At 69.6% G+C, this 22,210-nt stretch carries 24 protein-coding genes; 12 read left to right on the forward strand and 12 right to left on the reverse strand.

Going from position 1 to position 22,210, the window contains the following annotated elements; translation table 11 throughout:
• Position 1: 1 nt before the first annotated feature.
• Positions 2-520 carry a dimethylamine monooxygenase subunit DmmA family protein gene (locus tag IJ15_RS0109750; RefSeq protein WP_231569481.1) on the reverse strand — a complete coding sequence of 173 codons (519 nt, stop codon included), beginning with the start codon at positions 518-520 and terminating at the stop codon, positions 2-4.
• A gap of 9 nt (positions 521-529) precedes the next feature.
• Positions 530-907: a cupin domain-containing protein gene (locus IJ15_RS0109755; RefSeq protein WP_031938152.1), complete on the reverse strand. Its 378-nt coding sequence runs from the start codon at positions 905-907 to the stop codon at positions 530-532.
• A gap of 281 nt (positions 908-1,188) precedes the next feature.
• On the opposite strand from IJ15_RS0109755, the gene glnT reads away from it, so the two are divergent.
• The 5 genes from glnT (at position 1,189) to IJ15_RS0109780 (ending at position 6,301) form a co-directional block, all read left to right on the forward strand.
• A complete protein-coding gene (gene glnT / locus IJ15_RS0109760) occupies positions 1,189-2,553 on the forward strand; it encodes a type III glutamate--ammonia ligase (protein WP_031938153.1) in 1,365 nt (454 codons plus the stop codon).
• Positions 2,554-2,582: 29 nt separating this feature from the next.
• A complete protein-coding gene (locus tag IJ15_RS0109765) occupies positions 2,583-3,479 on the forward strand; it encodes a class II glutamine amidotransferase domain-containing protein (protein ID WP_031938154.1) in 897 nt (298 codons plus the stop codon).
• On the forward strand, positions 3,467-4,165 hold the full coding sequence (locus tag IJ15_RS0109770; RefSeq protein ID WP_031938155.1) for a GltB/FmdC/FwdC-like GXGXG domain-containing protein: 699 nt from the start codon (positions 3,467-3,469) through the stop codon (positions 4,163-4,165). The genes IJ15_RS0109765 and IJ15_RS0109770 overlap by 13 nt, the downstream gene beginning before the upstream one ends.
• 23 nt (positions 4,166-4,188) lie before the next feature.
• A complete protein-coding gene (locus IJ15_RS0109775) occupies positions 4,189-5,514 on the forward strand; it encodes an FMN-binding glutamate synthase family protein (protein WP_031938156.1) in 1,326 nt (441 codons plus the stop codon).
• A 139-nt stretch (positions 5,515-5,653) separates the two neighbouring features.
• The gene (locus IJ15_RS0109780; RefSeq protein WP_031938157.1) at positions 5,654-6,301 is read left to right on the forward strand and encodes a helix-turn-helix domain-containing protein; all 648 of its coding nucleotides are present in this window, start codon (positions 5,654-5,656) and stop codon (positions 6,299-6,301) included.
• Between the two features lie 63 nt (positions 6,302-6,364).
• Here IJ15_RS0109780 and IJ15_RS0109785 read toward each other — a convergent pair whose 3' ends face one another.
• Positions 6,365-7,729: an ammonium transporter gene (locus IJ15_RS0109785; protein ID WP_031938158.1), complete on the reverse strand. Its 1,365-nt coding sequence runs from the start codon at positions 7,727-7,729 to the stop codon at positions 6,365-6,367.
• A gap of 193 nt (positions 7,730-7,922) precedes the next feature.
• Here IJ15_RS0109785 and IJ15_RS0109790 point away from each other — a divergent pair, with 193 nt between their 5' ends.
• Positions 7,923-9,125, forward strand: coding sequence for an NAD(P)/FAD-dependent oxidoreductase (locus IJ15_RS0109790; RefSeq protein ID WP_031938159.1), 1,203 nt, complete (start codon positions 7,923-7,925; stop codon positions 9,123-9,125).
• 6 nt (positions 9,126-9,131) lie between these two features.
• On the opposite strand, the gene IJ15_RS0109795 is transcribed toward IJ15_RS0109790, so the two are convergent.
• The gene (locus IJ15_RS0109795; RefSeq protein WP_031938160.1) at positions 9,132-9,743 is read right to left on the reverse strand and encodes a maltokinase N-terminal cap-like domain-containing protein; all 612 of its coding nucleotides are present in this window, start codon (positions 9,741-9,743) and stop codon (positions 9,132-9,134) included.
• Between the two features lie 162 nt (positions 9,744-9,905).
• Positions 9,906-11,195: an adenylosuccinate synthase gene (locus IJ15_RS0109800; RefSeq protein ID WP_031938161.1), complete on the reverse strand. Its 1,290-nt coding sequence runs from the start codon at positions 11,193-11,195 to the stop codon at positions 9,906-9,908.
• Between the two features lie 357 nt (positions 11,196-11,552).
• Between IJ15_RS0109800 and IJ15_RS0109805 the strand changes: the two genes are divergently transcribed.
• Both IJ15_RS0109805 and IJ15_RS0109810 read left to right on the forward strand, forming a co-directional pair.
• Positions 11,553-12,227 (forward strand): hypothetical protein, encoded by a 675-nt coding sequence (locus tag IJ15_RS0109805; protein WP_031938162.1) that lies wholly within the window; start codon positions 11,553-11,555, stop codon positions 12,225-12,227.
• Between the two features lie 26 nt (positions 12,228-12,253).
• On the forward strand, positions 12,254-13,033 hold the full coding sequence (locus IJ15_RS0109810) for a site-2 protease family protein (RefSeq protein ID WP_031938163.1): 780 nt from the start codon (positions 12,254-12,256) through the stop codon (positions 13,031-13,033).
• 63 nt (positions 13,034-13,096) lie between these two features.
• Here the strand turns inward: IJ15_RS0109810 and IJ15_RS0109815 are convergent, their stop codons facing one another.
• The gene (locus IJ15_RS0109815; RefSeq protein ID WP_051918709.1) at positions 13,097-13,402 is read right to left on the reverse strand and encodes a chorismate mutase; all 306 of its coding nucleotides are present in this window, start codon (positions 13,400-13,402) and stop codon (positions 13,097-13,099) included.
• Positions 13,403-13,474: 72 nt separating this feature from the next.
• Positions 13,475-14,389, reverse strand: a complete 915-nt coding sequence (locus IJ15_RS0109820; RefSeq protein WP_031938165.1) for an aminotransferase class IV — start codon at positions 14,387-14,389, stop codon at positions 13,475-13,477.
• A gap of 106 nt (positions 14,390-14,495) precedes the next feature.
• Here IJ15_RS0109820 and IJ15_RS0109825 point away from each other — a divergent pair, with 106 nt between their 5' ends.
• Positions 14,496-15,458, forward strand: a complete 963-nt coding sequence (locus IJ15_RS0109825) for a DUF389 domain-containing protein (protein WP_031938166.1) — start codon at positions 14,496-14,498, stop codon at positions 15,456-15,458.
• A 16-nt stretch (positions 15,459-15,474) separates the two neighbouring features.
• On the opposite strand, the gene IJ15_RS0109830 is transcribed toward IJ15_RS0109825, so the two are convergent.
• Entirely contained in the window at positions 15,475-16,431 is a 957-nt protein-coding gene (locus tag IJ15_RS0109830; RefSeq protein WP_031938167.1) for a helix-turn-helix transcriptional regulator, read from the reverse strand.
• A 62-nt stretch (positions 16,432-16,493) separates the two neighbouring features.
• Here IJ15_RS0109830 and IJ15_RS0109835 point away from each other — a divergent pair, with 62 nt between their 5' ends.
• Entirely contained in the window at positions 16,494-16,958 is a 465-nt protein-coding gene (locus IJ15_RS0109835) for a pyridoxamine 5'-phosphate oxidase family protein (RefSeq protein WP_031938168.1), read from the forward strand.
• Positions 16,955-17,878, forward strand: a complete 924-nt coding sequence (locus tag IJ15_RS0109840; protein ID WP_031938169.1) for an SDR family oxidoreductase — start codon at positions 16,955-16,957, stop codon at positions 17,876-17,878. The genes IJ15_RS0109835 and IJ15_RS0109840 overlap by 4 nt, the downstream gene beginning before the upstream one ends.
• 7 nt (positions 17,879-17,885) lie before the next feature.
• Here IJ15_RS0109840 and IJ15_RS0109845 read toward each other — a convergent pair whose 3' ends face one another.
• From IJ15_RS0109845 to IJ15_RS0109855, 3 genes are read right to left on the reverse strand one after another with little or no spacing between them, the layout of a single operon-like run.
• A complete protein-coding gene (locus IJ15_RS0109845) occupies positions 17,886-18,812 on the reverse strand; it encodes a cation diffusion facilitator family transporter (RefSeq protein ID WP_031938170.1) in 927 nt (308 codons plus the stop codon).
• Positions 18,813-18,872: 60 nt separating this feature from the next.
• Positions 18,873-20,018 carry an FUSC family protein gene (locus IJ15_RS0109850; RefSeq protein WP_031938171.1) on the reverse strand — a complete coding sequence of 382 codons (1,146 nt, stop codon included), beginning with the start codon at positions 20,016-20,018 and terminating at the stop codon, positions 18,873-18,875.
• On the reverse strand, positions 20,005-20,421 hold the full coding sequence (locus tag IJ15_RS0109855; RefSeq protein ID WP_031938172.1) for a DUF3151 domain-containing protein: 417 nt from the start codon (positions 20,419-20,421) through the stop codon (positions 20,005-20,007). The genes IJ15_RS0109850 and IJ15_RS0109855 overlap by 14 nt, the downstream gene beginning before the upstream one ends.
• Positions 20,422-20,513: 92 nt before the next feature.
• Between IJ15_RS0109855 and IJ15_RS0109860 the strand changes: the two genes are divergently transcribed.
• Positions 20,514-21,053 carry an Rv0361 family membrane protein gene (locus IJ15_RS0109860; protein ID WP_031938173.1) on the forward strand — a complete coding sequence of 180 codons (540 nt, stop codon included), beginning with the start codon at positions 20,514-20,516 and terminating at the stop codon, positions 21,051-21,053.
• Between the two features lie 109 nt (positions 21,054-21,162).
• Here IJ15_RS0109860 and fbaA read toward each other — a convergent pair whose 3' ends face one another.
• On the reverse strand, positions 21,163-22,200 hold the full coding sequence (fbaA, locus tag IJ15_RS0109865; RefSeq protein ID WP_031938174.1) for a class II fructose-bisphosphate aldolase: 1,038 nt from the start codon (positions 22,198-22,200) through the stop codon (positions 21,163-21,165).
• Positions 22,201-22,210: the final 10 nt, after the last annotated feature.

Below are 22,210 nucleotides of genomic sequence, written 5' to 3' on the forward strand. Positions count from 1 at the left end.
GTCACGGGCGCTCCTCCGCATCGCACAGATATCCGAGGTAGGCCCCGTGCATGCGCGAGACGTGGTGGTAGATCACCAGGTTCGCGGCACAGGACGGGCACGCACTGGTGTCGCCGAGAACCGCGCCGGTCGAGTGGATCCGTTGACAGTGCGCGCAGTACACGCGGCGCAGTTCCGTGTCGACGACGTCGGCGAGGATCTCCTGCACCAGCGCTCCCGACTCCACGGCGAACGCCCGCGCCTGCAGCACCGTCACCTCGTCGCCGACGAGGGCGAGTCGCCAGCCGACGCGGGCGGCGGTGAGTTCACGGGAGAGCACCGCCTCCGCACCCACCGTCCAGCCCGGCGGCATCCGCAGCCAGCTGACCCTGCGCCCAGTGAGCCCGGTGACCAGCGCCCTCGCCCGCGATTCGGCGGCGCCGCCGAACGACAGCACGGTGACGTACCGCCCACCGTCGGCGGACCCGCCCGCCTCGACGTCCCAGCGCGGCACGCTGGTCGTCTCCATGCACACGCTCATCGCCGGCTCCTACGGCGCGAACGACCGCAGGCCGACGTAGAACGCCAGCGCCCGATCGGGGGTCGTGAAGCGGATGCGCGACCCGGCCGGGAAGTAGATCGCATCCCGCGGACCGGCCACCTCGACCTGGCCGGTATCGAGATTCTCCAGCCGGAACTGCCCGTCGAGCACGACCTTCATCTCGTCGTACGCGTACAGGTAGTCCAGCGGGGCGTCGGTGTGGAGCAGTTCGAAGTAGCCGGCGGCCATCTCCGAGCCGTCGGGGTTGGGGTAGACGTCGGCAATGAAGCCCTCGGCGCCCGGAAAATCGTCCTGCGGCATCGGTGGGAGCGACTTCCAGAAGTCGGCGGTGACCCGGAAGGCGGGCGCGGTGGTCGTTTCGGACATGACTGCTCCTCGGATGGAAGTCGGGAGAGAACGCCGATCGCTGGCGTGAAACGCACGGTAGTGAGATGAAACCTATCGGCGATTACGCGCCGGTAAATCCTTGTAACCGAATCCTCCTCGCGCCCAGCCCTTCCCGAAACGTCGACAAGTGGAGCGGGCGCCGGAGGAGACGTCACCACAACCTCACCCGCCCGTAACGCACCCGTCATGGATGCTATGTTTCCTGACATGCAACAGCGATTCACTTAAGGAAACATCGTCGGACCACCCGAGGAGTTCACATGGCGCTCGACCCCGCAGATCTCACCGTGATGTGCCTGCCCGGCGCGGACACGGCCGACCTCCCCGATCTCGCGACGCTCGCTCGGTCCACCGACACCCGCTTCATCCTGGCCGTGTTCACCAACCTCGCCGGGAAACCGTGCGCCAAACTCGTTCCCGTCGAGGCGGTGAACGAACTGCAGGAGGACGGCGTCGGCTTCGCCGGATACGCGGCCGGGGCGATGGGCCAGGTCCCGAAGGATCCCGACCTCGTCGCGGTCCCCGATGCGGCGTCGTTCACCCCGATCCCGTTCGTGCGGCCCGGGCTCGCCCTGGTGCACTGCGATCCGCACGTGCAGGGCCGGCCGTGGCCGTTCGCGCCGCGCGTGATCCTGAAGAAGGTACTCGAGCAGGCCGCCGACCTCGGCCTGGACGTCAACGTCGGCACCGAGATCGAGTACTTCCTCGTCGACCGCGACGAGCACGGCGGCCTCCGCACCGCCGACACCCTCGACACCTCCCGCCGCCCCTGCTACGACGCCCGCGACGTCACCCGCATGTACGAGCACCTCACCGCGATCTCGGCCGCGATGAACCAGTTGGGCTGGGGCAACTACGCCAACGACCACGAGGACGGCAACGGCCAGTTCGAGCAGAACTTCCAGTACGCCGACGCCCTCACCACCGCCGATCGCGTCGTCACCCTGCGCTACCTCATCTCGGTGCTCGCCGAGCAGCGCGGCATGACCGCCACGTTCATGCCCAAGCCGTTCGCCGATCGGACCGGCAACGGGATGCACATGCACCTGTCGCTGTGGCGCGGCGGCGCCCCCGCCTTCCCCGACCGCGCCGACCCGCGCGGGCTGGGCCTGTCCCCCACCGCGTACGCGTTCATCGGCGGCATCCTCGAACACGCCGGCGGCCTGCAGGGCGTCCTCGCGCCGACGGTCAACTCCTACAAGCGAACCGGGGCGATCTCGACGAGCAGCGGCGCCACGTGGTCGCCGCGCCGGCCCACGTACGGCGGCAACGACCGCACCCACTACCTGCGGGTGCCGGACGCCAACCGCGTCGAACTGCGCGGCGGCGACGGCTCCGCCAACCCGTACCTCGCGTCCGCCGTCACCATTGCGGCCGGACTCGACGGCATCCGCCGCGGCACCGATCCGGGCGAGCCCGGCGGCGGCATCTGCCCCGACGACCTGCCGATGACGCTGCTGCACGCGATGGATGCGATGGCCGGCGACCGCGTCGTCACCGGTGCCCTCGATGCCGCCGGGGCGGGCGTCGCCGACTACTTCGCCGCGCTCAAGCGCGACGAATTCTTCGAATGGCACAGCACGGTCACGCCGTGGGAGGTGGACAGCTACCTCACCGCCTTCTGACCGACACCGAACAACCAGGGAGACAACACATGTGCGGAATCGTCGGGCTCCATCTGCGGGAGCCCTCGCTGTATCCGCGGCTCGGTGAGCTGCTCACCGGGATGCTCGGCCAGATGGTCGACCGCGGACCCGACTCGGCCGGCATGGCCATCTACGGGGATCCGACGTGGTCGCCCGCCGGGCACGCGACGGTGTCGCTGCTGGACACCGGCGTCGCGGCGGAGGCGCTGGCCGCCGGCGTCGGCGATGCGCTGGGAGTCGCCGTCACCGGCATCGACGTCGGCACCACCACGCTGCTGCACGCACCCGTCCCGGCGGCGACGCTCGCGGACGCCGCCCTCGGCGCGGCGCCGGACGCGATCCTCATCGGGTTCGGTGACGACGTCACGGTCCTCAAGGGCATGGGCGATCCGGTCGATCTCGCGCACCGGTTCGGGCTGCCCGCCGCGTCGGGGTGGCAGGGCGTCGCGCACACCCGGATGGCCACCGAATCCGCGGTCACCGCAGCGGGTTCGCACCCCTTCGCGGTCGGCCCGGACCAGTGCCTGGTGCACAACGGATCGTTCTCCAACCACCTGAGTGTCAAGGGTGAACTCGAGGCCGGGGGCGTCGCGTTCGACAGCGAAAACGACACCGAGGTGGGTGCCCGCTTCGTCGCGAAGCAACTCGCCGACGGCGTCGACCTCGAGAAAGCCCTGCGCCTGCTCGGCGAGCGGTTCGACGGCTTCTACACGCTGCTCGTGTCCACGCAGGACTCGTTCGCGGTGGTGCGCGACCCGATCGCATGCAAGCCGGCAATCATCGCCGAGCACGCCGACTACGTCGCGATGGCATCCGAATACCGCGCGCTCGCCGGCCTTCCCGGCATCGAGGGCGCCCGCATCTTCGAACCCGAACCGGAAGAGGTTTACGTATGGCACCGCTGACCGCCACCCCGACCACCACCTACGACGTCTCCGACATCGGCACCCGCGCGCTCAACGCCACCCTCCAGGCCACCGCGGCCCCGGCCTCGGTCACCGTCGTCGAACCCGCCGGCGCGCATGCTCTGGCGTGCGGCCTGGACGCCCCGATCGACGTGACCGTCGCGGGCCACGTCGGCTACTACGCGGCCGGCATGAACCAGCACGCGAGCGTGACGATCGACGGCAACGCCGGCGTCGGCGTGGCCGAGAACATGATGTCCGGCAGTGTCCGCGTCACCGGCGACGCGTCGCAGTCGGCAGGCGCCACCGCGCACGGCGGTCTGCTCGTGATCGAGGGCAACGCCGCCGCCCGCTGCGGCATCTCGATGAAGGGCGTCGACATCGTCGTCGGCGGCAGCATCGGCCACATGAGCGCCTTCATGGGGCAGGCCGGACGGCTCGTCGTACTCGGTGACGCCGGTGAGGCACTGGGCGATTCGCTGTACGAGGCCCGGATCTACGTGCGGGGCACCGTCGCCTCGCTCGGCGCCGACTGCATCAAGAAGGAGATGCGCCCCGAGCACCTCGCCGAACTCCGGGAACTGTTGGACGCCGCAGAATTCGACGCCGACCCCACCCATTTCACCCGCTACGGCTCGGCCCGCGCCCTCTACAACTTCCACGTCGACAACGCCTCGTCGTACTGACGCGCCACTTCCAGGAGGCCCCCATGACCACGCACACCCCCGGTCTGCGCGAATCCGCGACGTTCGACCGCGACGTCATCCACGAGATCCAGCGTGCCGCCGAGACCGGCATCTACGACATCCGCGGGTGGGGCGCCAAGCGCAAACTCCCACACTTCGACGACCTGCTGTTCCTGGGCGCGTCGATGTCCCGCTATCCGCTCGAGGGGTACCGCGAACGGTGCGACACCGACGTCGTGCTCGGCGACCGGCACGCCAAGTACCCCCTGCACCTGGACATCCCGATCACCATCGCGGGCATGAGCTTCGGCGCGCTGTCCGGCCGGGCGAAGGAAGCCCTCGGCCGCGGCGCCGGCGAGGTCGGCACCTCCACCACCACCGGCGACGGCGGCATGACACCGGAGGAACGCGGGCAGTCCAAGCACCTCGTCTACCAGTACCTGCCCTCGCGGTACGGCATGAACCCCGACGACCTACGCAAGGCCGACGCCATCGAGATCGTGCTGGGCCAGGGCGCCAAGCCCGGCGGCGGCGGAATGCTGTTGGGCCAGAAGATCACCGACCGTGTCGCCGGGATGCGCACACTCCCGGTGGGCGTCGACCAGCGCAGCGCCTGCCGGCACCCCGACTGGACCGGCCCCGACGACCTCGCCATCAAGATCATCGAACTGCGCGAGATCACCGGCTGGGAGAAGCCGATCTACGTCAAGGTCGGCGCCACCCGCACGTACTACGACGTCAAGCTCGCGGTGAAGGCCGGAGCGGACGTCGTCGTGGTGGACGGCATGCAGGGCGGCACCGCGGCGACACAGGACGTGTTCATCGAGCACGTCGGAATCCCCACGCTCGCCGCGATCCCCCAGGCGGTGCAGGCGCTGCAGGAGTTGGGCGTGCACCGGACACCCGGCGGAGTCCAGCTCATCGTGTCGGGCGGCATCCGCTCGGGCGCCGACGTCGCGAAGGCCATGGCCCTGGGCGCGGACGCCGTCGCGATCGGCACCGCGGCACTGATCGCGTTGGGCGACAACCACCCCCGGTTCCAGCAGCAGTACGAGGCGCTGGGCTCGGCGGCCGGCTTCTACGACGACTTCCAGGCCGGGCTCGACCCCGCGGGCATCACGACGCAGGACCCGGAGCTGCAGAAGAACTTCGACCCGGTCGAGGGCGGACGCCGGCTCGCGAACTACCTGCGGGTGCTCACGATGGAGGCGCAGACCCTCGCCCGCGCGTGCGGCAAGTCGCACCTGCGCAACCTCGAACCGCAGGACCTCGTCGCCCTGACCATCGAGGCGTCGGCCATGGCCCGGGTGCCCCTCGCCGGTACCGACTGGATCCCGGGGCGCCTCTGACGTCGCACACCTTGTGCGGCCGTCGCACAGGAAGTCAGTGCTGAAAGGGTGTGCGACACCGACAGAACCCCTGCGACACCCGAGTTCCCGACAGCGACGCCCCGTCCACTGCCAGTGGACGGGGCGCTACTGTGAGGCAATGAGCCCGACCGAGCGCCCCGTGCACCGCGACACCACCGAGCGGGAGGTGCCGGCCGACACCCCCACCGGCGTCGACCTCGAGCGCGTCATCGCTGTGCAGGTCCGCAAGCTGCGCCTGGCGAGCGGGCTGTCGGTAGGCGACATGGCCGCGAAGGTGGGCATCTCGAAGGCGATGCTGTCCAAGATCGAGAATGCGCAGACGTCGTGCAGCCTGTCGACGCTCGCGCGCCTGGCGGCCGGACTGGACGTCCCGGTCACGTCGCTGTTCCGCGGCGCCGACAGCGCGCGCGACGCGGTGTTCGTCGAGTCCGGCAGCGGAGCGGTGATCGTGGGCCGCGGCACCCGCGTCGGTCACCACTACGAACTGCTCGGCGCCCTGCGCGGCCAGCACAAGCGCCTCGAACCGGTGCTCGTCACGCTCACCAACGCGAGCGAGGTGTTCCCGCTCTTCCAGCATCCGGGCACCGAACTGATCTACATGCTCGAGGGCGAGATGGTCTACGGGCACGGGGAGAGCGAGTATCGACTGAACCCGGGCGACTCGCTGCTGCTCGACGGCGAGGGCCTGCACGGCCCGAACGATCTGGTGCAGTTGCCGATTCGCTTCCTGGCTGTCACCGCGTACCCGGACAACCACCAGGAGTAGCCGGACCGGCAGCGCGGCCGCTGCCCGTCGGATGACGGACAGCGGCCGCGTGGACCGTCGGAACTACGTGCGCGGTTCGGCCGACGACATCCGACCGGCGAGCGCCTCGGCGGCGTCCGCGACGGCGGCCGGATCGACCGGACCCGAACCCGAGACCGTGACGGCCATCGTCTCGGTGACGTACGCGGTCTCGCCGTGCTCGGTGACGTCGAGGCCCTCGTGCTCGTCCTCGGGCCGCACCCGCAGACCGATCGTGACCTGGATGGCCTTCGCGATGAGCCACGTGACGGTGAACGAGTAGGCCAGCACCACCACGACCGCGAGTGCCTGCTTGCCCAGCAGGCCCAGTCCGCCGCCGTAGAACAGTCCCGCGACGCCGTTGGGGGCGCCCTCGGTCGCGAGCAGGCCGATCAGCAGCGTGCCCAGGATGCCGCCGACCAGGTGGATGCCCACGACGTCGAGGGCGTCGTCGTAGCCGAGCCGGAACTTGAGCGACACCGCCAAGCAGCACAGCGCGCCGGCGGCCGCGCCGATGATCAGCGCGCCGATCGGCGACACCGCACCACACGCCGGCGTGATCGCGACCAGCGCGGCGATGAGACCGGACGCGGCGCCGAGCGACGTCGGGCGACCCTCCCGCAGGCGCTCCACCAGCAACCACCCGCAGATACCGGCACAGGCGGCGGCGACGGTGTTGAGCACGACGACGGACGCGGCGTTGTCGGCGGCCAGCGCGGAGCCGCCGTTGAACCCGAACCAACCGAACAGCAGGATGCCGGCACCCAGCAGGGTCAGCGGAAGATTGTGCGGCCGAGGTATGTTCGGGAACGCGTGCCGCTTACCGAGCACCAGGACCATGGCCAGCGCCGCGATACCGGCGTTGATGTGGACCGCGGTGCCGCCCGCGAAGTCGATGGCCCCCAGCTTGTTCGCGATCCAGCCGCCGATCACGCTGCCGTCGTCGGAGTCGAAGGCGAACACCCAGTGCGCCACCGGGAAGTACACGAGCGTGACCCACAGTCCGGCGAAGAGCATCCACGCACCGAACTTGATGCGGTCGGCCAGCGCACCCGAGATGAGCGCGACCGTGATGGCCGCGAACAGCATCTGGAATCCCGCCACCAGCGCCGGCGGCAGTCCGGGCTCCGCGGCGGGTTCGAGCAACTGCCCCAACCCGACGAACTCGAGCGGGTCGCCGAGAATGCCCAAGCCGCCCAACGAGTTACCGAGAACCGTCGAGTAGCCGAAGAGCACCCACAGCACGCCGACGACGGCGAACGACCCGAACGTCATCATCATCATGTTGAGCGAGTTGCGGATGCTGACCATGCCGCCGTAGAACAGCGCGAGGCCGGGAATCATCAATGCCACGAACGTGAATGCCGCCAGTAACCATGCGGTGTCGGCGGCCGCGAGAGCCTGCTCCATATCTGTCCACCTTGCGTCGGCCCGTCTTACACGGGGAATCGAGGTCACCCGAGAGTGAAGGGCGGCTGTAAGGCCTGTGAGTAGTGGCGGTGAACAGTGCGTAACGGGGTCCGCACAGCGTCCGAAGGTTGCCATCGTTTCATTTCATGCAACACTGTCTCCCATCAAGAAACACCACGACTGGAGGTCGGAGATGACAGGAAACACGACGGAGCGCGCACGGATCGTGATCGTCGGCGGCGGACTCGAGGGCCTGGCCATCGCGTGGCAACTCGCCGAACGCGGCGAGACCGACGTGCTCGTGCTCGAGCGAGACACCCTGTGCGCGGGCATGACCGGCAAGTCCAGTGGAATCGTGCGCTGCCACTACGGCGTCCCGTCGCTGGCCGCGATGGCGTGGTACGGCGTCGAGGTATTCGGCCGGGCCGACGAGATCTTCGGCACCGACATCGGATTCCGGCAGACCGGCTACGTCGTCGGGGTGGGCGAGAACAACGTCGAACCGCTCCGCGCCAACGTCGAGATGCACCGCTCGCTCGGCGTGCCCGTCGACCTGATCGACACCGACGCCGTCCGGTCACTGTGGCCCGGGATCCACCTCGACGACTTCGCCGGGTTCGCGTACGAACCGCTCGGCGGCCACGGCGACGCCTACATGACCGGCATGGCGTACGGCGCCCGCGCCCGCGCGCTCGGGGCACGGATCCGTCAGTCCACCAACGTCGTTCGATTGATCTCCGACGAATTCGGCGCCGTCCGCGGCGTCCTGTGCGACGACGGCACCGAGATCCTCTGCGAGACCGTCGTACTCGCGACCGGCGTGTGGAGCCCCGCCCTCGCCGCGACCGCGGGTATCCCGCTGCTGATCCGGGCCCAGCGCGAGCAGCTGGTGCTGGTGGATCAGGGCGAGCCCACCCCCGACGTCCCGACGTTCTCGGACCTGGTGAACCTGCAGTACATCCGGCGCGAACCCAACGGTCATCTCCTCGTCGGCAACAGCGACCACTCCGACCCCGAGATCGCCGACCCGGACGCCTATCTCAACCGCGCGACGGGGGACTTCGTCGAGACCGCGATCGGCAAGCTCGACCGCATCCTGCCCGGCATGCCCGACCCGCGGCTCGCGTCGTCGTACGCGGGGTGCTACGACATCACCCCCGACTACAACCCGATCATCGGACCCTCCCCCGCCGCCGGACTGTTCCTGGCCGTCGGTTTCAGCGGACACGGGTTCAAGATCTCGCCGGCTGTCGGACGACTGGCGGCCGACCTGCTCCTCGACGGGATCAGCAGCGACCCCGCTGTCGACGGAAACGACTTCCGCTACAGCCGCTTCGACGAGGGCAAGCCCCTCGCGAGCCGGCACCCGTACGCCGGGGCCGGCGAGATGCGCTGACCGCGGTCAGGGCACCGTCGCGAAAACTCCTCGGCCACCGTCCCATTCACCGAGCAGCGCCGGCCCGGCCGGCTCGCCGTCGACCGGCCGGTGATGCACGACGACGGTGGTCCCGCCCGCCTCGATCACGGTGTCGGTGCCGTCCGCGGAAACCCGCACCTCGGCGACGGTCGGAGCCGACGCACCGCCCGCACCGGTCCCCCACGCGTGCGCGGTGTTCTCGATCTTCTGCGGCTCGGCGCCGTCGACGTGCACGAACTGGTCGACCTCACGCCCGCCGCCGAAGACGGTGTCCAGCAACTGCTGCACGAACACCGGATCGGTTGTCGCGTCGTAGACGTGGCGGTGCCCGAGCACCGAGTGCTCCATCTCGCCCACCGAACGGGCCCCCGCGAGCGGCGCCGAACGGTACGTCAGGGGGACCTGGTAGATCGTGCCGTCGGCGTCGCGCACCAGGTGCGTCTCGATACCGACCTCGCCGGCCGGATCGTCGAACCGGTACGCACCCACCGACACCAGTGCCGGCGTCCCGCCCGGATAGTAGGGCGCGTTCGGTATCCACCCGGCGATCAACTCGGGCTTGGTCGGCGACAGCTGTGCGGCATACAGAATGGCCATGCGGCCGATGGTAGCCGCCGCTGCCGAGCTGAAGGGTCCGTTCATGCGCCCGCAGCGCACGAAGGGTCCCTTCAGCTGAAAACCCGAAGCCGCCCGAAACGCCGAATGTCACATGCGTTCAGTTCAACTGAACGCATGTGACATTCGGTCACACAGGGGAGGTCAGGCCAGGATGTCGCGGCGGACGATGGTCTCGTCGCGGCCCGGGCCGACGCCGATGCACGACATGAATGCGCCCGACAGTTCCTCGAGGCGCAGGACGTAGTTCTGCGCGTTTACCGGCAGTTCCTCGAAGGTGCGGGCCCCGGAGATGTCCTCGGACCAGCCCGGCATCTCTTCGTAGATCGGCTTCGCGTGGTGGATGTCGGTCTGTGTCATCGGCATCTCGTCGACACGCACACCGTCGACGTCGTATGCGACGCAGATCGGGATGGTCTCCAGGCTGGACAGCACGTCGAGCTTGGTGAGGAAGTAGTCGGTGATGCCGTTGACGCGGGTCGCGTACCGGGCGATCACGGCGTCGAACCAGCCGGTGCGGCGGCCGCGACCGGTGGTGACACCGACCTCACCGCCCTTGACCGCCAGGTACTCGCCGAACTCGTCGAACAGTTCGGTCGGGAACGGGCCGGAGCCGACGCGCGTGGTGTACGCCTTGAGGATGCCGAGCACCGTGGTGATCTTGGTGGGGCCGATGCCCGAGCCCACCGCGGCACCGCCGGACGTCGGGTTCGACGACGTCACGTACGGGTACGTGCCGTGGTCCACGTCCAGCAGCGTGCCCTGCGAGCCCTCGAGGAGCACCGTCTCGCCGGCGTCGAGGGCCTGGTTGAGCTGCAGACGCGTGTCGGCGATGCGGTGCTTGAAGCCCTCGGCCTGCGTCAGGACCTCCTCGACCACCTGCTGCGGGTCGAGGGCCTTGCGGTTGTAGATCTTGACGAGCACCTGGTTCTTGAACTCCAGGGCGGCCTCGACCTTCTGGGTGAGGATCTTCTCGTCCAGGACGTCGGCGACGCGGACGCCGACACGCGCGATCTTGTCCTGGTAGCAGGGGCCGATGCCGCGGCCCGTGGTGCCGATCTTCTTGGCGCCGAGGAAGCGTTCGGTGACCTTGTCGATGGCCACGTGGTACGGCATGATCAGGTGCGCATCGGCCGAGATCAGCAGGCCCGTCGTGTCGACGCCGCGATCCTCCAGGCCGGCCAGCTCGTCGAGCAGCACGCCCGGATCCACCACGACACCGTTACCGATCACGTTCTTGACGCCCGGGGTGAGGATGCCCGACGGGATCAGGTGCAACGCGAACTTGTCGCCGTTCGGCAGGACCACCGTGTGTCCGGCGTTGTTGCCACCCTGGTACCGAACGACCCACTGCAGGCTCCCGCCCAGTAGATCTGTAGCTTTGCCCTTACCCTCGTCGCCCCACTGGGCACCGATGAGGACGATTGCCGGCATTTCGCTGTCTCCTACGGTCGACGTGCAGACGTATCCGACTGCATGGTCCTGCCGTGGTGTAGGCAGTGGCCGGACGCACAGTCTAGCCGAGACCGGCCGTCAGCCAGCCCACCAGCCCTCCGAAGCCGCCCGGAACGGACTGCGGGGCGGCCCGACCGTTTGCGGCGTCCGCCCGCGTTCGGGTAGACATCGAAATGCCTTCGGGCGCGACGGATGCTCCATCGCCGCCGCCGTGGCGCGGCGACGAACGTGAGAAGTCGAGCGGTTCGTGGCTCCAGGCTCGAACTGCTCACCACACGCCCCATCCTCCGAATCGCCGGGTCCGAACCGCTGCGTCGGGGACAAGCAAGGAGTGTCATGACCCCGGTAGTGCTCAAGTGCGGCGACGGACCGCTACCACTGGCGCTGCGGTCGCTCGACCTGTTCAACGCGCCCGCGCTCCCCGCGAAGGACGATTTCGACGAGGTGTTCGCCACACTCGACACGGTCGAGAAGCCGCGACTGGTCGTCGTCGGCGACGACGGCGCGTTCGCGGCCGCGCTCACCCGGCTGATGCGCACCGAACGTCTGGACGTCGAACTCGCCTACGTTCCGGAGGAGAGGACCGACGCCACCCACGCGTACGGACTGCGGACCGGATCCAAGGCCGCGACGATCGCCGTCTCGGGCGTGGCGCGGCCGCTGCCGCTGATCCGCGACGATGCCGGCATCGCCCTGGTCGGCGAGGCCCGCATCTACGGCTCCGTGCATGCCGGCGAGCTGGTCGGCGAGGCGTACGTCGACGACACCCGCCTGTTCTCCGGCACCGTTCCCGGGATGCTCATCGTTCCGACCCCCGAGCATCCCGGTCTGCGTGCCGCGGTCGACAAGCGCCGCTGGTTCGGCGGGTACCGGTGGCTGACCGGGCGCGCCGTCCAACTCGGGTCGCCGGCGGCGGTCCTGACCCGCGACGGCGTCCGCACCCCGCGCGCGGTCAAACGTTCGACCTTCTACCGACATCACGAGGACTGGCTGCTCGTCTACGGCGCCTGACGCCCCCACGCCTGGATACTGGGGGCATGCATCCCGACGCCCGTACCCGGTCCGCCGCAGTCCGGCCGAGCCCCGTGTTCCTCGGCATCGTGGCGGTGGCCGTGCTGGGCGGCGTCCTCGCCTGGCGATCCACCGACTCCGCGACCTCGGGCCGGATCGGCGTGTTCCTGCTGGTCGTCGCGGGCTGGGTCGTCACGCTGTGCCTGCACGAGTTCGCGCACGCGTTCGTCGCGTGGCGGCACGGCGACCACGACGTCGTCATGCGCGGATACCTGACCCTCGATCCGCGCAAGTACACCCAACCGCTGCTGTCGATCGGCCTGCCGGTGCTGTTCCTCGCGATCGGCGGCATCGGACTGCCCGGCGGCGCCGTCTACCTGAGAACCGGGACGATGCCACCGCGGGTGCAGTCACGGATCTCGCTCGCCGGGCCCGCGGTGAACGCGGTGGCGGCGGTCGTGCTGCTGACGGTGATCCGCCTGTTCGGGACGGACGGCAACAACCTGACGTTCTGGAGCGGGCTGAGCTTCCTGGCCTTCCTGCAGGTCATGGCCACCGTGCTGAACCTGCTGCCGGTGCCCGGACTCGACGGCTACGGCGCCCTCGAACCGCACCTGCGCCCGAGCACGCGCGCATCGCTCGACAAGATCAAACCCTACGGACTGCTGCTGCTGATCGCGTTGCTGTTCGTGCCGCAGATCAACTCCGCGTTCTTCGACACGATCTACTGGCTGTTCGAACTGTCCGGCATCCCCGACCTCTACGCCGCCTTCGGCAGCTACCTCATGCAGTTCTGGCGCGGCTGACCCGCGCACGTCGTCGCACGTGACCGCGCCGACCCCGGTCGGTTCCTGACCGAGGTCGGCCGGTCACATGGCATGACCCAGACGCCCCCGTCCGAGCCGCAGCAGCAACAACGCGAGCGTGTGCCCCTCCGGCCCCAGATCGTCGAACCGCGACAGCACACTCATTTCTCGGGTGTGCACCAAACGAGTACCGCCGCCGAGCATTCGCACCTCACCGATCAGACGGGAGATCTCGGTGCGCCGCTGGATCGCCGCGAGGATCTGTGCATCCAGACGGTCGATCTCGCCCCGGAGTTGCTCGATGTCGACGTCCGGTCGGCGGTCTGCCGCCCGATCCACCGACATGTTCGTCACCTGTGCGCTGGTCATGCCGACAACGCTAGGTACGCGGGGGCTCGGGCACGTAGGTAGTTCACTACCCGATCTGCCCGACGTCGGTCGTCAGCCGAGGTCGGTGACCCAGCCGTGCAGCCCGTCCGAGCGCAGCGCCGCGGTGTGCCGCTTCCGCAGCGCCTCGCAGATCGGGCCCGTCGCGCCGTCGCCGACGGTGCGGCCGTCCACCTCGGTCACCGGCGCCACCCCCGCCGACGTGCCGGTCGCGAACACCTCGTCCGCGATGTACAGCTCGGTGAGGTCGACGGTGCGTTCCACAACAGGAATGCCGTCCTCCGCGGCGAGCGTGAGCAGGGTGCGCCGGTTGATGCCGTCGAGGATGTCGCACGAGACGTCGGGAGTGATCAGGGTCCCGCCACGCACCAGGAAGATGTTCGCGGCGCTGAGCTCGCACACGTGTCCCGCGCCGTCGAGGAAGATCGCGTCGTCGTAGCCGGCGTCGATCGCGTCCTGCTTGGCGAGCACCGAGTTCACGTACGCACCGTTGACCTTGGCCCGCGAGGGGATCGCGAAGTCCGGGATCCGCCGCCACGTGCTGGTCTTCAACCGCATGCCGTCCTGCGGGACGATCGGCACCGCGTCGTACACGAACATCGACACGACGGTCCGGCACCCGCGCACCCGGGTGCCGGGGATCGACTCGTCGACGTGCACCGTGGCGCGCACGAAGACGTCCGAGGCGGGCGCGTTGGCGTCGACGAGTGCGGTTGCGGCCGAGACGAAACGGTCGAAACTCCACTCGTCGGCGAACCGGTCGATGCCGATGATCTTGCAGGATTCGACGAGCCGCCGGTAGTGGTCGGCCAGCCGGAACGCCGAGCGGGCGCCACCGTCGACGTGCACGGGGAACACCGTGTAGACGCTCAGGCCGTACAGGACAGCGGACGTGGCCACACCCAGAGTGGCCTCGGAGGCGGGAACGAGTCGGTCGCCGTAGTACACGTGCGGATGCGGGAGCGCCATGGCCGGGAATGCTATCGACGCCGCACCCGGACGGAAAGCGAATTCATGCCCGCCCGGCCGCCGCGGCATCCCACCGAGCCCGCACCCCGCCCGGCACACTGTGCGCATGCTCCATCTGCGGATCCTCACGCCCAGCGATCTCACGGACGAGACCGTCCGCATCCTCGAGGACGAACCGGCCGTCAGTGGGCTCGCGGTCCTCCGCGACGCGGCGGTCCGCCCGGTCGGCGACCTCGTGTACGCCGACATCGCCCGCGAGGTCGCGAACGACGTGATCGCGAAGCTCCGCGCCACCGGCCTGCACCACCGCGGCAGCATCGAGATCGAACCGGTCACCACCTGGCTGTCCCGGAGCGGACTCGACGCCGAACTCGCCAGCCCGGGCAGCAGCGCCGACAGCGTGGTGTGGGCGGAGGTCGCGCAGCGGTCCTACGAGGACGTCGAACTGAACTGGACCTACCTGAGCTTCATGACGATGGCGACACTGCTGGCGGGAATCGCGATCATCACCGACTCGCAGATCCTCGTCATCGGCGCGATGGTCCTCGGCCCCGAGTTCGGCGCGATCGCCGCGCTCGGTGTCGCCCTGGTCAAACGCCGCGCCGTCCTGTTCGCGACCGCCGTACGGACCCTCCTGATCGGCTTCGCGGTCGCGATCGTGGTGACCGCACTGGCGTCCCTCGGCGGGCGACTGCTCGGCTGGGTGACGATCGACGACGTCACCGGGCCCCGCCCCGACACCGCGTTCATCTACTCGCCCGACAAGTGGTCGTTCATCGTCGCCGTGATCGCGGCGGCCGCGGGGGTCCTGTCGCTCACCTCGGCGAAGCTCGGCGGCCTGTCGGGCGTGTTCATCTCCGTGACAACGGTTCCCGCGGCCGGCAACATCGGCCTCGCGCTGGCCTTCGGTGCCGGGAACGAGATCTGGGGCAGCACCCAGCAGCTGCTGCTGAACCTGTCCGGGATGGCGCTGGCCGGGTGGGCCACCCTGGCGATCCAGCAGGCCGTGTGGTCGCGGGTGTCGGTGCGCCGCGCCCGCGCCCTCGACCGACGCCGCCGCATGCTGTGAACCGCCGGCCGGCGAATCACCGATGGCGGCGGGCCACCTCCTCGGCGACCGCCCGCAGCCCGGCGCGCAGCGATACCGGTCCGAGCACCTCGACACCGGCACCGAGCCCGGTGAGCTGATCGAGCGCCACCTCCTCGGCCTCGAGCATCAGATCGACCGTCACCCAGCCCTGCTCGTCCGCCTCGGACGGCTCGACCCGCGCCGCCTCGGCCCCCACGACGTCCGGCAGCCGCCGCCACGCGTACGGCGACAGCCGCACCCGGCACGAGTACCGCAGCAACGCCCGGTCGAACTCCGCCATCGACGCCGCCCACCACGCGGCCAGGTCGAAGTCGTCCGGGCGCGCCGCCGCCGCGTCCAGCACCTGCGCGCCGTCGATCCGCGACACCCGGTACGACAACGTCCGATCCCGATGCCGCGCCACGAGATACCAGACACCCGCCTTCGCGACCAGGCCGAGCGGGTCGAGGGTGCGAGTGGCCGCACCGTCCCGACGCCGGTACCGGATGCGCAGCCGTCTGCCCTCGAAGACCGCGGACGCCACCGCCGGCAGGTACTCCCCCGACGGCGTCGACTCGAACCAGCCCGGCGCGTCCACGTGCAGCCGCTCACGCCACAACAGGGCGCCGGCCCGCAGCGGAAGCGGCAGCGCCCCCAGCAGTTTCGACTCGGCACGGGCCGCGACATCGGCGAGCCCGAGATCCTGCGCGACGTCCGGGACACCGAGGAGCATGAGCGCCGACGTCTCCGCGCCCGTCATACCGGTGAGCTTGGACTGCCAGCCGTCGAGCAGGCGGACCCCACCGCCGGGCCCGCTCTCGGTCCACACCGGAACCCCGGCGGCCTGCAGCGCCGCGATGTCGCGGTACACGGTCCGGACCGACACGTCGAGTTGCCCGGCCAACCGCGCGGCCGTGGCACCGGGACCGCCCTGCAGGCGCAGCATCAGGTCGAGCAGTCGGGAGGAGCGCACACCGAAAGTCTACGAATAATCGCTGACACAAGATGTCAGTGATCGGCGCGCACACTTACTGCATGACAACCTGGCAGGAGTTCTCCGAGCAGGCCCCGGCGCTGGCCGACGCCGTCCGCGCGCGACTGACCGCGCACAAGCACCATGTCCTGGCGACGCTGCGCGCCGACGGCTCACCGCGCGTGAGCGGCACCGAGGTCGAGATCTTTCGCGGACTGCTCGTCCTCGGATCGATGCCCGGCGCCCGGAAGGCCCGGGACCTGCAACGGGATCCGCGGTATTCGCTGCACTCGAACCCCGGTCACCACACGATGGAGGGCGGCGACGCCAAGATCTCCGGCCGCACCCGCGAACTCACCGGCGCCGAGAAGCAGTCGATCCTCGACTCCTACCCGGAGAACCCCGGCGACGAGGCGCACATCTTCGAACTCGGTGTCGACGAGGTGGTGCTGACGACGGTGTCGGAGGACCGCCTGCACGTGGACCTGTGGCGACCCGGCGCCGACGTCACCCGGATCAGCCGATGAGCGCGCCGGACCTGACCGGGAAGGTCGCCCTGGTCGCCGGGGCGACGCGCGGTGCCGGCCGGGCCATCGCCGTCGAGTTGGCCCGCGCCGGGGCCACCGTCTACGCGACCGGTCGCAGCAGTCGAGTGGCCGGACGATCGGAGATCGACCGGCCGGAAACGATCGAGGAGACCGGCGAACTCATGGTCGCCGCGGGCGGCGACGGCACCGCGCTGCGGGTCGACCACCTCGACCCCGACCAGGTGCGCGCCCTCGTCGAACGCATCGACTCCGAACACGGCCGCCTCGACATCCTGGTCAACGACATCTTCGGCGGCGATCGCTACGCCCAGTTCGGCACCACGCTGTGGGAGCACGACCTCGACGGCGGCCTGCGCATGCTCCGGATGGGAATCGACACCCACGTGATCACCAGCCACTTCGCGCTGCCGCTGCTGATCCGCCGGCCCGGCGGGCTCGTCGTCGAGATGACCGACGGCACCGCCGAGTACAACGTCGCGTACCGGCACCAGGTGGGCTTCTACTACGACCTCGTCAAGGCGTCCGTGCAGCGGATGACCACCGCGCAGGCGTACGAGATGGCCCCGCACGGATGCGCGGCCGTCGCGGTGACCCCGGGGTGGCTGCGGTCGGAAACGATGCTCGAGATCTTCGGCGTCACCGAGGACAACTGGCGCGACGCCCTCGAGCAGGTGCCGCACTTCGCGATCTCGGAGTCCCCGACGTACGTCGGCCGGGCCGTGGCCGCACTGGCCGCGGATCCGGACGTCGGCGAGTTCAGCGGCCAGGTGGTCTCGAGCGGGCAGCTGGCGCAGCGGTACGGCTTCACCGACGTCGACGGCTCCCGGCCCGACTGCTGGCGGTACCTCGTCGAGGTGCAGGACCCCGGTCTGCCGGCGAACACCGACGGCTACCGCTGAGCGCACCTCACCACGTGAGGTCCTCCTGGCACCGGGAGCCCTCCGCCCCCGACTCGACCTGCACGGTGGCGTGGCTGAGACCGTGCGCGTCCAGCACGGTCTTGGCCGCCGCCAGCACCCGCTGCGAATCGGAATCGGTGGTCAGGTGCACGGTCGCGACGTCCATGCCGGTGGTGAGCGTCCACACGTGCAGGTCGTGGACGTCCGAGACCCCGGGCACCGCACGCAGATCGGCGCGGACGGCATCGACGTCGATGTTGGCGGGCGAGGCCTGCGTGAGGATCCGCAGCGCCGACCCCGCCAACTTGAGGGCACGCGGGACGACCCACAGCGAGATCAGGACGCCGACGACGATGTCGGCGTAGGTCCAGTCGAACAGCACCACCGCGGCGCCGGCGATCAGGACGCCGACACTGCCGACGGCGTCGGCGAGCACCTCGAGGTACGCGCCGCGGACGGCGAGGGAATCCTTGGCGTCGCCGCGCAGCATCAGCATGACGACGATGTTGGCGGCGAGACCCGCGGCGGCCGTGACCATCAGCGGGACGCCGGGGATCTCGGGGGCGTGGCCGATGCGGCCGATGGCCTCGTACATCACGAAGGCGGCCACGCCCAGCAGCAGGACGGCGTTGGCCATCGCTGTGAGCACCTCGGCGCGGTGCCAGCCGAACGTGCGGGCCGCGGCCTTGGAACCCTGCTTCGCGAGCAGCAACGCCACGAGTCCCATGGACATGCCGACGACGTCGGTAAGCATGTGGCCGGCGTCCGCGAGCAGCGCGAGGGATCCGATCGCGAGGGCGACGACCGTCTCGAGAACCAGGAAGCCGATCAGGATCGCGAGCGCGATCACCATCTTCCGGATGCGTGTCGGCGTCGGACCTACGTTGCTCCCTGCTGCGGTGTTGCCGTGGCTGTGCCCGTGACCGGCTCCCATGATCGACCTCCTCGTCGGCTCGGCCCATCATATGCATACATTCGCATATATGAGAAGAGGTCAGATGTCGGGCTTGTAGGCGGGGTTGGGAACCGTCGGCGGCAGGGTCGCGATCGCCGAGATCCGTTCGAGCCCCGCGACCCGCAGCAGATCCACGATGAGCGAGCGGATCTGTGCGAACACCACGGTCGCCGAGATGCCCGCCCCCTCGACGAGTTCGGGCTTCATCCCCGACGCGACGGTTCGCAGTACCCGTGCCGCCTCCGCCTGATCGGGCTGCTCCCCTGGTTCGGCGAGAATCATCCGGCGCAACACGTCGAGGGCGTGGGACAGCTTCTCGATCTCGTCGACGAGACGCGGGTCGAGAATCTCGTCGTCACGCACGAGCGAGAGCGAACGACGCGACAGCACACGGATGTTGCGCATCGCGTTGTCGATCGGGTCGGCCGTCGCGGTGAGCCGTGCCAGCCGGGCACGACTACCCCAGTACAACGGGGAGATGCGGCTGATCTCCTTGCCGCCGGACAGATTGCTGCGCAGCGAATCGATCGCCGACTGCGTCTCACGCGCCTTCCGCAACGCCTTCTCGATCGGCTTCGGGTCGTTCTCGATGAGACCGTCGGCGACGAGCTGGAGCACCTCGGCCGCGGTCGCGAGGATCCCGGCGGCGTCGCGCCGGGCACGGCGCACCGGGTGGGTCGGCACGACCGCGACAACGGCGATCCCGACCAGACCACCGACGAGGGCGTCGACCATCCGCTCGAAGCCGGCGGCATCACCCGGCGGCAGCAGCGTCGCGACCAGCACGGCGGACGTGCCGGCCTGCATCGAGAAGATGGGGCCGCTACCGATCAGCACCGCGGTCGACATCGCCAGCGCCACGACGAGCGTGATCTGCCACGGTCCCGTGCCGATCAACGAGATCAGCAGGTCGCCGACACCGATGCCGACCGTCACGCCGCAGACCAGCTCCACCGACCGACGCAGACGTGCACCGAGAGACAGACCCAGCGAGACCACCGCCGCGATCGGCGCGAAGAACGGCCGGGGATGCCCGACGATCTCGGTCGCGAACCACCATGCGAGACCCGCCGCCAGTGCGCACTGCAGCACCGGGAGCGCGGACGCGCGCAGACGACGGACCGACGCCTGCGCGCGCTCCCGACCCGCCGCCGGGCGTGGAACGAAGCGGCTAGCCGAGGCCAAGGGCTTCTGCAGCCCGCGGATCGCAGTCCTCGAGCAGGTCGAGGCACCGCGCGTACTCGTCGTTCTCACCGATCTCCCGGGCGGCCTTCGCCAGCACCGCGACACAGCGCAGGAAGCCGCGGTTCGGTTCGTGACTGAACGGGACCGGACCGAAGCCCTTCCAACCGTTGCGGCGCAACTGGTCGAGGCCGCGGTGGTAGCCGGTGCGCGCATACGCGTACGCGGTGATGGTCTGCCCCTGCTCGAGCGCCGCCTCCGCCAGGTACGCCCACGCGATCGACGCGGTGGGATGCTCCGCCGCGACCTTCGCCGGGTCCTGGTGGTTGAGCAGATCCGACTCCGCGTCCTCGTCACCGGGAAGCAGAGTGGGCTGCGGGCCGAGAAGATCACCGAAAGACGTCATGACGTCCAGGTTACGTGCACCGTGCCCGGCGTCGCACTGGGGCCGATAGGCTGCCCACCAGTCGATCCCGCTCCCGGACCGAGAGGCGTCCCGTGCCCGACCCGAACGACAACCCGTCTCCTGCAACACCCGCCGGTTCCGGTCCGCAGCGCATCGCTGCGGCCGCACCGTCCGCGCCGTCCGGTGGGCGGCGCAGCGGCGGCCGACGCGGCTGGATCATCGCGTCCACCGTCGCCGTCGTCGGCGTGCTCGCGGCGCTGGGAGTCACCGGCTTCGTCATCGCCCGGGGCGGCGCGCACGGACCCGACGAGTCCCAGGTCCGCGACGCCGTCGACACGTTCGTCGACGCCCTCGGATCCGGCGACCTGGCGACCCTGCAGTCCGCGACGTGCGGCACGCTCGCCGACTTCTACCGCGACATCCCGCCCGGCGAGTTCGCCGACGTGCACCGCGACGCCGTCGCGCAGGGCAACGTCCCCGTCGTCACCGGCATCGACACGGTCCAGATCACCGGCGACGTCGCCATCGCCCAGGTCACCGCGCACACGCAGGCCAACCCGTCGGACGCGTCCCCGCGCACGTTCGACCTCGAGCGCATCGACGGCAGCTGGAAGGTCTGCGACCCCGACTAGACCTGCCTAGACCCGACTACCCCTGAAACGCGTTTTGCGCACTTACCGCGGTTCCCGAGACGGGAAACCAGCGGTAAGTGCGCAAAACGCGAAGGGGTGAGGCTGTCGACTAGCCGACGGAGACGGACCGTCCCGCGGACTTGAGGTCGTTGCAGGCCTCGATGACACGAGCGGTCATGCCGGCCTCGGCCTTCTTGAGGTAGCTGCGCGGGTCGTAGACCTTCTTGTTGCCGACCTCGCCGTCGACCTTCAGGACACCGTCGTAGTTGGTGAAGAAGTGGCCGGCGATGGGACGCGAGAACGCGTACTGGGTGTCGGTGTCGACGTTCATCTTGATGACGCCGTACCGCAGCGACTCCTCGATGTCCTCGACGGACGAGCCGGAGCCACCGTGGAAGACGAAGTCGAACGGGTTCGAACCCTCCGCCAGGCCCAGCTTCCGCTCGGCGATGCGCTGGCCCTCGGCCAGGACCGACGGCTGGAGCTTGACGTTGCCCGGCTTGTAGACGCCGTGCACGTTGCCGAACGTCGCAGCCAGCAGGTACGCGTGGTCGTTGCCCGCGCCCAGCGCGTCGACCGTCTTCTCGAAGTCCTCGGCGCTGGTGTACAGCTTGTCGTTGATCTCGGCCTCGACGCCGTCCTCCTCGCCGCCGACGACGCCGATCTCCACCTCGAGGATGATCTTCGCCGCACGCGAGAGAGCCAGCAGCTCCTGCGCGATGACGAGGTTCTCGTCGATCGGCACCGCGGAGCCGTCCCACATGTGCGACTGGAACAGCGGGTTCTGGCCGTTGTTCACACGCTCCTGCGAGATCGCGAGCAGCGGGCGGACGAAGGTGTCCAGCTTGTCCTTGGGGCAGTGGTCGGTGTGCAGCGCGATCGTCACGTCGTACTTGGCGGCGATGACGTGCGCGAACTCGGCGAGCGCGACCGCACCGGTCACCATGTCCTTGACGCCCAGGCCCGAACCGAACTCCGCGCCACCGGTCGAGAACTGGATGATGCCGTCACTGCCGGCGTCCGCGAAGCCCTTGATGGCCGCGTTGATCGTCTCGGAAGACGTGCAGTTGATGGCGGGGAAGGCGAAGGAGTGCTCCTTGGCCCGTCCGAGCATCTCGGCGTAGACCTCGGGAGTTGCGATAGGCACGGCGGCTGTC

The sequence above is a fragment of the Prescottella defluvii genome (assembly GCF_000738775.1).
Classification (GTDB): Bacteria; Actinomycetota; Actinomycetes; order Mycobacteriales; family Mycobacteriaceae; genus Prescottella; species Prescottella defluvii.